The sequence below is a fragment of the Verrucomicrobiia bacterium genome (assembly GCA_019634625.1).
GTDB lineage: Bacteria > Verrucomicrobiota > Verrucomicrobiia > Limisphaerales > CAIMTB01 > CAIMTB01.
Window position 1 is genome coordinate 1 of the sequence record JAHCBA010000029.1, and the last position, 13,278, is coordinate 13,278.

A 13,278-nucleotide genomic window follows, 5' to 3' on the forward strand; every position below is an offset into this window, starting at 1 on the left:
GTGGAGGATGTTGAGGAGCTTGTGCCTGGCGGAATCGTCGAGGAGAGGGAGGCGGCCGGCGACACGGGACATGCAGTGATACGTCGCCGGGAGGGATGGGTCGGCCTTGATGCGAGGGGTTCTCATGGATGGACGTCAGAGGGGGGGCGCGAGACCAGGTTGCGCTGATGTGTGATGGACTTGGTGAGGTGCGCAAATGCTGGGGCAGTTTCGGTCATTGAGTTGAGTCGTCAATTACAAAATGTCAGGCTTATTGCAATAAGAGTCTACTAAAACAAGGCTGGCTTAATTGAGAGGCGATGCTTGTGAGCCTATTCGGTCGTCGCGGGTCGATGGGATTCTGCTGGGATGGTTAGGAAAATGCCGCTGGCTCCGGTGGGGGGGGAGGGTGTTGGATGGGGGGACGATGGCAGATGTGCGCCGATCCCGAGGTTCAAGCCGGTCCGATCCCCGTTCCCGAGTGGTTTCCGGCCGGCGGGCCGAGGTTCGCGAGGGGCCGGGCCCGGCAGGGCGGCCGGGCTTTCGTCCGCCGCGTGACCGCCTGGGCCGGGGCCAGGGGAGACCGCCGGAACGGAGAAGCGGGCGTGGCATTGAGGGGGAAGGGACGGCGGCGGCGGCGGGGGGTGGGGAGGATGTGCTGCCGACGGTGTATTTGAAGCCGGGCGAGGCGGATCGGGTGGTGGGCGGGCATCCGTGGATTTACGAGGGATCGCTGCTGCGGGTGGTCCGGGACCCCGGGGACGGCGGGGTGGTCCAGGTCAAGGATCATCGGCGCCGGCTGATTGGGGTGGGCTTCTACAATTCCAAGTCGCGCATCCGGGTCCGGGTGCTGGCGTGGGAGCGGGCGGAGCTGGACGAGGCGTTTTTCGAGCGGCGGCTGCGTCAGGCACTGGAGCATCGGCAGCGGCATCTGCCGGAGGCGACGTCATACCGGTGGGTGAACGCGGAAGGGGATCTGTTGAGCGGACTGATCGTGGACCGCTACGAGGATGTGCTGGTGGTCCAGATGTCGTCGGTGGGGATGGAGACCCGCAAGTCGATGCTGGTGCGGCTGCTGGAGAAGCTGGGGCGTCCGAGGGCGATCGTGGAACGGAACGACATGGGGGCGCGGCGGTTCGAAGGGTTGGAGGAGGCGTCGGGGGTCCTGGCGGGAGACCTTTCGGAGGCGGAGCGGCGGGCGTTGCCGGTGCGGCTGAACGGTCTGCAATTCGAGGCCGACCTGGTGGGCGGGCACAAGACGGGATTGTACCTGGATCAGCAGGTGAACCAGGCCCTGGTGGCGGGCTGGGCGAAGGGGGCTGAGGTGCTGGATGCGTTCAGTTTCCAGGGGGGCTTCGCACTGGCGGCGGCGCGGGCCGGGGCGAAGTCGGTGCTGGGACTGGATCAAAGCGCCGAGGCGGTGGCAGTGGCGGAACGGATGGCGGTGGCGAACGGGCTGGAGGCGGTGTGTTCGTTCCGGGCGGGGAACGTCTTCGACTGGATGCGGGAGGCGGTGGCGACGGGGGCCGAGGGGGGGCGCCCGGAACCGCGGTTCGACCTGATCGTTCTGGATCCGCCGTCGTTCACACGGAATCGCGCGTCGGTGCCGGACGCCCTGCGCGGGTACAAGGAGATCCATCTGCGGGCCATGCGGCTGCTGCGTCCCGGCGGGCTGCTGGCGACGTTCTGCTGTTCGCATCATGTCGATGCCCGGACCTTCGAGGCGACGATCCTGGAGGCGGCATACGATGCGCGGCGGCAGTTGCGCCGGGTGACGGCGTTCGGCCAGGCGGCGGATCATCCGGTTTTGCCGGCGGTGCCGGAGACGGAGTATTTGAAGGGGTTTGGCTACGAGATGCTGTGCCCATGAGCCGGGCCGTCGGCCAGGCGGGGGAGGCGGGGCCGGCGGAAGGGGAATGGGGGCGGCGGCGTGAGGCGGGGATGGCATTCGGGCTGCACGCGATCGCGTGGGGGGCGTTCTATCTCACGGTGGTGGTGGCGTGGGGGCAGCACAATGCGTGGCCCTCGGAGTTGATCGTGTCGGTGCTGTCGGTGCCGCTGAGCGGGCTGGTGGCGGCCTCGGTGTTTGCGGGGGAGCGATTTGGACTGGCGATCGAGCCGGCCAAGGGGCAGCAGGAGCAGCTGATTGCGGCCCTGGTGCTGGCGTTGGGCCTGGCCAGCGGCCACCTGGTGCTGATGAGCCTGGGGTGGGTCTGTCTGGGGATGGCCTGGCTGCGACCGGCCCGGCCCGGGTTGAACTGGACCGAGTGGTTGAAGGTCCCGGCGATCTTCATGACGGCGCTGCCGTTCTGGCTGGATTTCGAGGGGCACGGCTGGCTGGCGGCGGCGGGCTTCGAGGATCCGCTTCGCAATCCGGGTCTGACGTTACCGCTGGCCCTGACCACGACGCAGGCCCGGGTGCTGGGGTACTGCGCGCTGCTGGGGATGGCATTGTTTGTGCGGGGAAGGGCGTTCTGGCTGGGGGTGGGGTTGCTGCCGGGGTTTCTGGTGGCGACGGTGGCGGTTCCCGGATGGATTCCCGGCTGGGCGGACTGGCCCGGGACGGTACGGGCGATGATTCCGTGGGGTCTGGCGATGGGAGGCATTGGGCTGCTTGCGAACCGGGCGGAGTGGATCGGGGCGAAGAGCCGCCGTTGGATTTCCGGGGCGACGGTCCGCGGGTGGTTCGAAGGGCGGCGGTATTCCCCGTGGCTGGCGGTGGCGGTGGTCTCGGCGATGCAGGGGGTGCCATTGGAGAGCACGCGGTTCGATTTGGGCGAGGTCCTGGGCCTGATGGGAATGGGGATCATGGCGATGCTGCTGTTGGGACTGAGGCGGCGGACTCCGAAGGGGCCGGTGCACTCGCGATCGGTGGCGATGGTGGCCGGGGGGGTGGCGATGATGCTGGGGGCGGAGTTCACGACGTACGAGCCGTTGCGGCGGGTGGCGCTGGCATGGGTGATCCTGGGGCTGGTGTCGTGGCGCTGTTTCTGGCCCTGGCGGGTGCTGGGGGTGGCGGTCGCGGCGAGTTTCGTGCTGCTGGCATTTCCCGCGGGATCGGGATGGGGTCGGATTGGGCCGGAACCTTTGCTGGCGGTTCGGTTGTCGGTGGCGGTGCTGTTGCTGGCGGGGCTGGCCCGGTTCGCACGGCAGCCGCCGCCGCTGTCGGGCCAGCGGGGATACAGCGATCTGGGGTGGGTCCCGTCGAAGCGGTTCGCGCTGATCCTGCTGGGCTTGATGATGCTGTTCCAGACCGCCTCGGCGTTCTGGCCGGAGCACGAGATGGCGGTGCTGGTGGTGGCGCCACGGGACGAGGACGCCGTGGGCGGGCTCAAGGGGCCTCTGACACCCCAGGATGCGGGAGTGCACCGGTTGTCGAGCTGGCAAGGCCCGGTCCAGGTCTCGCTGGCCTACCCGCGGAAGAGTTCCTACCTGCTGACCTCGCCCGAGGTGGCCCTGCGACGGGCGGGATGGCGGGTGACCGGGCGGGGGTGGGTGGAGCACCCGCACGGGGAGGCGATGGTGGTGAGGCTGGAGCGGTCGGGGGGGGAGCAGGCGACGGCGATGTGGTGGTTCGAGCAGGGTGAGCGGGCGTTCAGCCACGCTCGGCATGCGCGGCGGATCCTCTGGAGCGGCTGGCACCTTGCGGATCGGCGGCTGCGCCTGGTGCGTCTGGAATCCACCGCGGTGCGCGATCCGGAGGATCTGGTGGCCGTGGCCCGGCGTGAGGGATGGTTTCAGGGCGGGAGGTGGGAGGGCGGGAAGGCGGGAGACCGGGGTTGAGGGGCGGGGGAGGATCAACCTTTTTCGAGGAGTCGCGCCTGCCAGGGGAGGAGGGAGGTTTGCTGCCAGTCGCCGGTTTCGGCGAGTTCGAGGAGCTGGCTGCGGCTGGCGAGGAAGGAGGGGTCGAGGTCGAGGGCTTCGGCGTGGCGGTCGCGTCGTTCGCGGAGCGCGACGGCGCGGCGACCGACGGCGAGGGAATGGCGTTTATGTTCGTGGCGGGGCTTGTCGGGCAGCTGGTCGGGGGGAAGGGCGAGGGCCTCCTTGACGGCATTGGACAGGCCCTGACGGCGGCGCGGGGTCAGGTGGCGTGGGAGCTGGTGGGGGACGTTGCCCCAGCGGGAGGCGGCGGCGGCGAGATCGACGAGGGCATCGGGATTGAGGATATGAAAGGTCGGGCGATTGGCGCGGAGGGCCTCCTGTTCGCGCCAGAGCCAGAGGGCGCGGAGGACGGCGAGGCCGAGTCGGTCGAGGGTGTGGGAACCGCGGACACGCCAGACGAGGTTGGGATCGGGCGGGTTGAGCCGGAGGGCTTCGGAGACGATGCGGGCGCAGGTTTCCTGGTGCCATTCCAGGCGGCCGAGGCGGATGAGTTCGGCTTCGAGTTTTTCCTGGAGGGGCTTGAGGTAGCGGGCATCGGCCTCGGCGTAGGCGGTCATGCGGGGCGTGAGCGGGCGTTGTCCCCAGTTGGCCTTCTGGGGGCCCTTTTCGAGTTTGAGGCCGAGGAACTGGTGGACGAGGTCGGTGAGGCCGAAGCGGCGGACGCCGAGAAAGCGGGCGGCCGTCATGGTGTCGAAGATGGCGTGCGGTTCGAAGCGCCAGGTTCGGAACATCAGGCGCAGGTCGTAATCGGCGCCGTGGAGGATGAGGCGATGACGATGGAGGATGGCGAGCAGGGGCTGGAGGTCGAGTTCGGCGAGGGTATCGACGAGGACTTCACCGCCGGGATGACTGAGCTGGAGGAGGCAGAGCTTTTCGGGGTAGGCGTGGAGGCTGTCGGCCTCGGTGTCGATGGCGATCCACGAGGCATGGTCCAGTTCCTCCAGGGCCTCCGCCAGTCTCTCCGGGGTGTCGATCACGCGACGATTTAAGCGCGGGGCCGGGCCGGGCGACAACCTTGCGCGCGGGTGGAAGCGGGCGCGGGCCGGCGATACCGGCAACGGGGCATCCCGGAGTCGTGGGGAGAGGTGCGAACCTCGCGAAGCGTCGCTTCGGAGGGCCGAATTCCACGAGGCCGCAACGGTGTGGAGTGTTGGGTTGAGGACTCGCGGAGCTCGTCCCTCCGATTCGCTGCCTTCTCACCCACAACTCCGGGATGCACGGTACCCGCAACGAGCGGTCACGGGGTACTTGACGATTGGAGTGGGGAACCGCATGAAGCGCGGGTCACCGCCCATGAACCTGTCGCAACGCTTCCTCGAAACGGCCGCCCGCCAGGCGGACAAGACCGCCATTTATTACGGGACGGAATCGCGCACGTACGGGCAGTTGGGGGAGCAGACGGTGGCGCTGGCGTCCCTGTTGAGGGGCCGGTTTGGGGTGGCGTCGGGGGACCGGGTGGGGTTGTGGCTGCGGAACCGGCCGGAGTTCGTGCCCGCCTTGATGGGAGCCTTGCACGCCGGGGCGGTGGTGGTGCCGATCAACAACTTTCTGAAGCCGGAGGAAGTGGCGTACCACGTGGAGGACGCGGGGATCGGAGTCCTGATCACGGACGGGACGATGGACGAGGCGCTGGGGGCGTTGCGGGCCCGATGTCCTGAGTTGAAGGTCTGGTCGGTGGATGAGATTGGGGGTCTGGATGGGGTGGGGAACGGGGACGGGGGAATGGGGGAGGCGAAGCCGGAGGACCTGGCGGTGCTGGTGTACACGTCGGGGACGACGGGCCGGCCGAAGGGGGCGATGCTGACGCACGGGAACCTTCTGCACAACGTGGAGAGCTGCCGGCGGATTCTGGAGATCGTGGATCACGACCGGTTTGTGCTGATGCTGCCGATGTTTCACAGCTTCATGCTGACGGTGTGCATCCTGCTGCCGCTGGTGACCGGGGGATCGATCGTGCTGATCCAGTCCCTGCATCCGGCCAAGGCGATGATTGGCGAGATCCTGATGCACCGGGGATCGATTCTGCCGGCGATGGCGCAGGTGTTTCGAGCCCTGGCGGGGATGCCGGCGGGGGTGGAACTGCCCTTGCGGTTGTGCATCAGCGGGGCGGGACCGCTGCCCAACAGCATTCTCGAGGCGTTCCAGGCGCGGTTCCCGAGGATCCCGCTGATCGAGGGGTATGGATTGAGCGAGGCCAGTCCGGTGGTGTCGGTGAACCCGGTGCGGGGGCCGGCGATTCCCGGGACCATCGGTCTACCGATTCCCGATGTGGAAGTGACCATTCAGGACGACGAAGGGCAGATGCTGGGCGATTTGGAGGACGGGGAAATCTGCGTGCGCGGGGGCAACGTGATGCGGGGCTACTGGAATGCCCCCGACAAGACCGCTGAGACCCTGCGGAATGGGTGGCTGCTGACGGGGGACATCGGGCATCGACGTCCGGACGGGTATCTGGTCATCACCGACCGGAAGAAGGACATGCTGAAGCCGAACGGGATGAACGTGTATCCGCGGGAGATCGAGGAGGTGATCTATCGATTCCCGGGGATCAAGGAGGCGGCGGTGGTGGGGGAACCGGACGAGCGCCGTGGGGAGCGGGCGGTGGCGTTTGTGGCGGCGGAGGAGGGGGTGGTGCTGGACGAGGCGGCGTTGCTGGGATTCCTGAAGGAGCGGCTGGCCGATTACAAGCTGCCGAGGCGGGCCATTGTCCTGCCGGCCCTGCCGCGCAACGCGACCGGCAAGGTGCTCAAGACGCGGCTGCGGGAGATGCTGAGGGAGGAATGAGAAGGGGGAGGATGGCGCTGCTCAGGAGGCGAAGAGGTCGAGTTGGGGGGAGTCGGGGAGCTGGCGGAGCTTGTCGCGTTCGGCGCGTTGGCGGGGGGTGCGGCGGGCGGGTTGGGGAGGGGCGGTCGTTTCGTCGGGGTGGGCGGCGGCGACGCGCTGGAGGTCGAGTTCGGCTTCTTCGAGGACGCGGAGGATGGTTTTGGCGCGTTCGATGACGGGGCGGGGCACGCCGGCGAGGCGGGCGACCTGGATGCCGTAGCTTTTGTCGGAGCCACCGGGGAGGATCTTGTGGAGGAAGACGATGCGGTCCTGCCATTCACGGACGGCGACATTGAAGTTGCGGAGGCGGGGGAGCCGGGCGGCGAGTTCGGTGAGTTCGTGGTAGTGGGTGGCGAAGAGGGTGCGGGCGCCGACGGTGTGGTGGAGGTGTTCGACGATCGACCAGGCGAGGCTGAGTCCGTCGAAGGTGCTGGTGCCGCGCCCGACTTCATCGAGGATGACCAGGCTGCGGCGGGTGGCGTTGTTGAGGATGCTGGCGGTCTCGCTCATTTCGACCATGAAGGTGGACTGACCGCGGGCGAGGTTGTCGCTGGCGCCGATGCGGGTGAAGAGGCGGTCCACGAGGCCGATGCGGGCACGTCGGGCGGGAAGGAAGGCGCCGGTGTGGGCGAGGAGGGTGAGGAGGGCGACCTGACGGATGTAGGTGCTTTTGCCGGCCATGTTGGGGCCGGTGATCAGGGCGATCTGGGCGGCGTCCACATCGAGGTCGGTGTCGTTGGGGACGAAGGGTTCGGCGGCGCCGGGGCGGTCGAGGACCGGGTGGCGGCCTTCCTCGATGAGGAGGACGCCGTCGGGGGTGATTTCGGGGCGGACGTGACCGCCGAGGCGGGCATTTTCGGCGAAGGCGGCGAGGGCATCGAGCTGGGCGAGGACGCGGGCGGAGGCCTGGAGGGGGGCGACGCGGGTGAGGACCTGTTCCCGGAGTTGCTGGAAGAGGGTGTACTCGAGTTTGAGGGCGCGTTCCTCGGCACCGAGGATTCGGCCCTCCATTTCCTTGAGGGCGGGGGTGACATAGCGTTCGCCGCCGGCGACGGTTTGTTTGCGGACGTAGTCGGCGGGGACTTTGTCGAGGTGGGTGCGGGTGACTTCGAGGTAATAGCCGAAGACGGAATTGAAGCGGATTTTCAGGGAGGGGATGCCGGTGCGCTCGATTTCCTGCTGCTGGAGGCGGGCGATCCAGTCGTGGCCTTCGCGTCGCGCCTGGCGGAGGGCATCGAGTTCCGGGTGGTAACCGTCACGGATGAGGCCGCCCTCCTTGAGGGCGAGGGGCGGGTCGTCCACCAGGGCATGGCGGATGAGTTCGGCGAGGTCGGGTTCGGCGGTGAGTTCGGTGAGGAGCGTGGTGAGGAGGGAAGGGGGGTGGGTGGGGGAACTGTCGGCGGCCGGGGATGGGACGAGGGACGGGATGGGCTCCTGGGGAATCGGGGTCTTGGCGAGGTGCTGGACGAGGTGTTGGAGGGTGGGGACCTGTTCGAGGGCGAGGCGGAGGGCGACGAGGTCGCGGGCATTGCCGGAGCCGGCGCTGAGGCGGCCGAGGGTTCGTTCGAGATCGCGGACCTCGCGCAGGGCGGCGCGGAGGGCGGCGAGGGATTCGGGGTCGTCCAGGAGGCGGGCTATGGTGTCCTGGCGGCGTTGGATGGGTTCGAGGTTGGCGAGGGGCTGGCTGAGCCAGTCGCGGAGGAGCCGCGAGCCCATGGGGGTGGCGGTGGATTGGAGGGCGGCGAGGAGGGAGGAAGCGCCCGGGGTATCGCGGTGGAGGGGTTCGAGGACTTCGAGGTGACGGAGGGAGGCGGCATCGAGGTGGAGGAAGCCGGAGGTTTCGTAGGAGACCAGGGTGGTGAGCTGGGAGACATTCCGTCGGAGGTGCTGGGTGAGGTAGTGGAGGGCGGCGCCGGCGGCGGCGATGGCGGCGGGCCGGCCGCGGAGGCCGAAGCCATCGAGGGACGCGACACCGAAATGTTCGCGGAGGGCGAATTCGGCGGTTTCGGGGGCGAAGGTCCAGTCTTCTGAGCCCTGGGGGACGGTGGGGTGGAGTTGGAGCCGGGCTTCGAGATCGGCGAGGGAGGCGGGGAAGACGGTTTCGGCGGGGCGGACGCGTTCGAGTTCGCCGTCGAGGGCGGCGGCATCGGGGAGTTCGGTGACGCGGAAGGTGGCGGTGGTGAGATCGACGAGGGCGAGGCCGAAGCGGGAGCCGACGCGGGAGACGGCGGCGAGGTAGTGATGACGTTCCGAGGCGAGGAGGCGTTCGTCGGCGTGGGTGCCGGGGCTGAGGATCTGGGTGACGGCGCGTTGGACGAGTTTGCCCGGGCGGGGTTCCTCGATCTGGTCGCAGACGGCGACCTTGCGTCCGGCCTTGAGGAGGCGGGCGATGTAGGATTGGGCGGCATGATAGGGCAGGCCGCACATGGGGATGCCCTGGCGTTGGGTGAGGGCGAGGTTGAGGAGGGCGGCGCCGGATTTGGCATCTTCGAAGAAGAGTTCGTAGAAGTCGCCGAGGCGGAAGAGGAGGAGGGCGTCGCGGGGCACTTCGCTGCGGATGCGAAGGTACTGGGCCATCATGGGCGAGGATTGGGAGCTGGCCTCAGCGGGCATGGGACGGCGACGGTAACAGGGGAGCGGGGTGGGGTCACGCGGGAGTCAGGCGGGGACGGGCGGGCGCAAAAAAAGCGGTGCAAGCAAAGATTTATCGTGAGTTCCGGCGGGTGCTTCCGTTATACACGCGGTCGAAGCCTGTCATGTTCGCCCCGCGATTCATGGAGCGCGCCATTCTGGCAACGCCGGGAGGGAAAAGATGCCCGGGGTTGTGGGGAGGTGCCGACACGGGGAGCCAGGCCGAAGTGGGGCCGGATGGATGCCAGCGCCGGGGCCAATTGCAGGGGCCAATTGCAGGGGCCAAATGCCGGGACCAGTCACCGGGACCAGTCACCGGGGCCGGTTACCGGGGTCAGGCGTCGGGGAGAGACATCGGGGAGAGACGCCGGGTCAGGGTCGGGCGCTGGATCGAAGGCAAACCGCGGAGTGGACCGCAGTCCAGATGGGAGGTGAACGAGATGGCAGCGAAGAAGAAGGCAGCCAAGAAGGCCGCTAAGAAGACCGCCAAGAAGAAGTAACCTCCTGGATCAACCATCACGCGACGAGGCTAGCCGAGCCTATCGGCTGGCCTCGTCTTCTTATTTATCATGCTCGCGGCGTTTCTGACGACCCTGTTGTTTTCGATTTCCGGCGTGTCGGCGAGCCGGTCCACGCGAATTCTGCCGAGTCTCGAGGCGAACTTCTGGCGGTTGCTGCTGGCGACGTTGTTTCTGGCGACGTACGGGCACGGGTGGGGGGCGGGGTTGGGGGGAGTGGCCCTGGGTTGGTTTTTGATCAGCGGTTTTATTGGATTCGGGGTGGGGGACATCGCGTTGTATCTGGCCTATCCGCGGCTGGGTTCACGCCTGGTGATTTTGATTGTGCATTGCGTGGCGGCTCCGTTGGCGGCGGGGGTCGAGTGGATCTGCCTTGGCCTGCCGATGACCGGAACGGAGGTGGTGGCGAGTGGCCTGATCCTTTCGGGGGTGGTGACGGCGTTATTTCCCGAGCGGGGCCTTGAGCGGGAAGCGAAGGCGAGGAGCGGTTTCGGGGCGGGGGTGGGGTATGCGTTGGTGGCGGCGGCGGGGCAGGGGTTGGGTGCGGTATTGAGCCGGCATGCGTTTGAGGTGGCGCGGATGGCGGGTGAGCCTGTGGATGGGATCAGCGCGGCGTACCAGCGGATCCTGCCCGGGGTGGCATTGAGTGCGTTGACCTACATCTGGCTCCGGCGGTGGGGTCGGGGCGGGGTGCCGGGGGATGCGGGGGCATCGGGCAGGCTTCGGAAGGCGGCGCCGTGGGTGCTGGTCAATGCGCTGGCGGGTCCGACGCTGGGGGTGAGTTGTTTTCAGTGGGCCCTGGCGCAGCGGGGAACCGGGGTGGTGCTGCCGATCGTGGCCCTGACACCGCTGATCATCATCCCGTTTGCGATGCGATGGGAGGGGGAACGGCCTTCGCGGCGCTCGCTGTTTGGGGGGGTGCTGGCGGTGGCGGGGGCGGTGATCCACGCGGCCACGCACTCGTGAAATGGACGCAAACTTCGTGCATATGCACGAAGTTTGCGACGATTGCGGACCTGGAGTGGATCGCGGGGGCAGAATGGGCTTCGTCCGGGGTGGAGTCATCGGGTAGAAGCATCTTCAGACTGTGAAAGCATTCGTTTCCATTCTGGCGGGTCTGGGTTTGACCTGGGCGTTGTGGGGGCAGGAGGCCGCACCGTCGGTGCGGTTGAACACCCTGGGATATCTTCCGGAGGCGCGGAAGGAGGCGACGGTGGAGGGAGGGGCGGAGCGGTTTTCCGTGGTGCGGGAGCGGGATGGCGTGGTGATGCTGGAGGGGCCGCTGGGGGAGGCGAGGCCGCACGGGGGGAGTGGGACGCGGCTGAGGACGGCGGATTTTTCGGGATTGGCCGAGCCTGGGGAGTACCGCCTGCGCCTCGATGCGGGCGGCACGTCACCGGTTTTCCGGGTTGGGAACGATGTGTATCGCGAGGCGTACCGGACGGTGATGCGGGGGTTTCATCTCTGGCGGTGCGGAACGGCGGTGCGTGGGGAGCATGGGGGCGACGTGTTTGCGCACGGGGCGTGTCATCTGGATGATGCGCGACTCGATCTGGTGGGGCGGCCGGGGGAGCGGCGGGCGGCGACGGGCGGCTGGCATGACGCGGGGGATTACAACAAATACGTTGTGAATGCCGGGGTGACGGTGGGGGTGCTGTTGCGGGCGTGGGAGGATTTTGGGCCGGCGCTTGGGGGGATCCGGCTGGGCTGGCCGGATTCGGGCGGGGAGTGGCCCGAGTACCTGTCCGAGGTGCGATGGGAGATCGACTGGCTGCACAGGATGCAGGCGGACGACGGGCGGGTGTATCACAAGGTCAGCACGCGGGAGTTTGGGGCGATGATTCTGCCGGACCGGGAGACGGCCGAACGGTATTTCGCGCCTCCGAGCACGGCGGCGACGGCCTCGTTCGTGGCGATGATGGCGCAGGCGGCGCGGGTGTTCCGGCCCTACGACGCGGCGGAGGCGGAGCGGTGTCTGGCGGCGGCTCGGAGGAGCTATGCGTATTTGAAGGCGCATCCGGACAATGAGCATGCGGACCAGAGCGCGTTCCGGACCGGGACCTACCAGACTTCGGACGACGACGATCGGTTGTGGGCGGCGGCGGAGTTGTGGGAGACCACGGGGGACCCGGAGGTGCTGAAGGACCTGGAGGGCCGGCTGCGGGAGGCGGGGGTGCGGGTTCAGGACGAGTTCGACTGGGGTTCGGTGGGCAACCTGGGGATCTTCACGTACCTGAGATCGGGCCGCGGGGGTCGGGATGAGGAGCTGGTGCAGGAGTTCCGGGACGACGTGTTGAGGGCGGCGGACCGGATTGTGGCGACACGGGACGGGCAGGCGTACGGGCGGACGATGGGGGACCGGTATCACTGGGGCTGCAACGGCACGGTGGCGCGGCAGAGCCTGGTATTGCACGCGGCGTACCGGGTCTCGGCCCGGCGGGTGTACCGCGAGGCGGCATTGGACACGGTGCATCACGTGTTCGGTCGGAATGCGTACGGGCGGTCGTTCGTGACGGGGGTTGGGTATCGTCCGCCGATGCGGCCCCACGACCGGCGGTCGGCGGGGGACGACGTGGTGGCGCCGTGGCCGGGGTATCTGGTGGGCGGGGCGCATCCGACGGAGGGGGATTGGCGGGATGTGGAGGAGGATTACCGGACCAATGAGATCGCCATCAATTGGAATTCGGCCCTGGTGTATGCGCTGGCGGGATTTGTGGACGGGGCGGCCGGGTGGCGCATCGAGGGACCGCCGCCGGCGCGGCGTCCGGACGTGGTCTTTGTGCCCACGCCGAACAAGGTGGTGAAGCGGATGCTGGAGCTGGCGGAGATCCAGCCTGGCGACGTCGTGTACGACCTTGGCTGCGGGGACGGCCGGATTGTGGTGGAAGCGGCCAAGCGGTACGGGGTGCGGGCGGAGGGATTCGACATTGATCCCGACCGGGTGCGGGAGGCGCGGGAGAATGTCCGGACCAACGGGGTGGCGCATCTGGTGACCATCCACCAGGCGGACATCTTCACGCTGGATTTGCGTCCGGCCAACGTGGTGATGCTTTACCTGTTGCCGCAGCTCAACGTCCGGCTGATGCCGCAGCTTCGGGAACTGCGGCCCGGGTCACGCATTCTCTCGCACGATTTCGACATGCGTGGAGCCAGGCCGGTGGTGCGTGAGACGGTGGAGGTGGAGGACACCGGGGCGGGGGATCTGTTTTTCGGGCCGCGGGAGCACACGATCTACCTGTGGCGGGTTCCCTGGGAACCCGGGGAGTGATCGTTCATCGGAGGGCCGGGATTCACGAGGCTGCGATGGTGTGGTGCATTGGGATGGGGACTCGCGGAGCTCGTCCCTCCGGAGTGAAGCGGCGGGGTGAAATCGAAGGGCCGGGTTCTGCGGGGCTGGAAGGGTGGGGAGCGCTGGGTTGAGGACTCTCGGAGCTCGTCCCTCCGA

7 protein-coding genes are annotated in these 13,278 nt (G+C 68.0%); 5 read left to right on the top strand and 2 right to left on the bottom strand.

Going from position 1 to position 13,278, the window contains the following annotated elements; genetic code table 11:
- The first annotated feature begins 406 nt into the window (after positions 1–406).
- Both KF833_16295 and KF833_16300 read left to right on the top strand, forming a co-directional pair.
- Positions 407–1,849 carry a class I SAM-dependent rRNA methyltransferase gene (locus KF833_16295; GenBank protein ID MBX3746871.1) on the top strand — a complete coding sequence of 481 codons (1,443 nt, stop codon included), beginning with the start codon at positions 407–409 and terminating at the stop codon, positions 1,847–1,849.
- Positions 1,846–3,762 (top strand): hypothetical protein, encoded by a 1,917-nt coding sequence (locus tag KF833_16300; protein MBX3746872.1) that lies wholly within the window; start codon positions 1,846–1,848, stop codon positions 3,760–3,762. Before KF833_16295 ends, KF833_16300 begins: the two co-directional genes overlap by 4 nt.
- 14 nt (positions 3,763–3,776) lie before the next feature.
- Here the strand turns inward: KF833_16300 and KF833_16305 are convergent, their stop codons facing one another.
- Entirely contained in the window at positions 3,777–4,838 is a 1,062-nt protein-coding gene (locus KF833_16305) for an HRDC domain-containing protein (protein ID MBX3746873.1), read from the bottom strand.
- A 316-nt stretch (positions 4,839–5,154) separates the two neighbouring features.
- On the opposite strand from KF833_16305, the gene KF833_16310 reads away from it, so the two are divergent.
- On the top strand, positions 5,155–6,645 hold the full coding sequence (locus KF833_16310; protein MBX3746874.1) for an AMP-binding protein: 1,491 nt from the start codon (positions 5,155–5,157) through the stop codon (positions 6,643–6,645).
- A 21-nt stretch (positions 6,646–6,666) separates the two neighbouring features.
- Here the strand turns inward: KF833_16310 and mutS are convergent, their stop codons facing one another.
- Complete coding sequence (gene mutS / locus KF833_16315; GenBank protein ID MBX3746875.1) at positions 6,667–9,264, bottom strand: DNA mismatch repair protein MutS; 2,598 nt, start codon at positions 9,262–9,264, stop codon at positions 6,667–6,669.
- A gap of 620 nt (positions 9,265–9,884) precedes the next feature.
- Between mutS and KF833_16320 the strand changes: the two genes are divergently transcribed.
- Entirely contained in the window at positions 9,885–10,799 is a 915-nt protein-coding gene (locus tag KF833_16320; GenBank protein ID MBX3746876.1) for an EamA family transporter, read from the top strand.
- 121 nt (positions 10,800–10,920) lie between these two features.
- On the top strand, positions 10,921–13,101 hold the full coding sequence (locus KF833_16325; protein ID MBX3746877.1) for a glycoside hydrolase family 9 protein: 2,181 nt from the start codon (positions 10,921–10,923) through the stop codon (positions 13,099–13,101).
- The last annotated feature ends 177 nt before the right edge of the window (positions 13,102–13,278 follow it).

What these genes read in the sequence shown, in the direction of transcription:
- KF833_16295 (MBX3746871.1), top strand. Translation starts at nt 407, where the DNA reads ATGGCAGATGTGCGCCGATCCCGAGGTTCAAGCCGGTCCGATCCCCGT.
- KF833_16300 (MBX3746872.1), top strand. Translation starts at nt 1,846, where the DNA reads ATGAGCCGGGCCGTCGGCCAGGCGGGGGAGGCGGGGCCGGCGGAAGGG.
- KF833_16320 (MBX3746876.1), top strand. Translation starts at nt 9,885, where the DNA reads ATGCTCGCGGCGTTTCTGACGACCCTGTTGTTTTCGATTTCCGGCGTG.
- mutS (MBX3746875.1), bottom strand. Translation starts at nt 9,264, where the DNA reads ATGATGGCCCAGTACCTTCGCATCCGCAGCGAAGTGCCCCGCGACGCC.
- KF833_16310 (MBX3746874.1), top strand. Translation starts at nt 5,155, where the DNA reads ATGAACCTGTCGCAACGCTTCCTCGAAACGGCCGCCCGCCAGGCGGAC.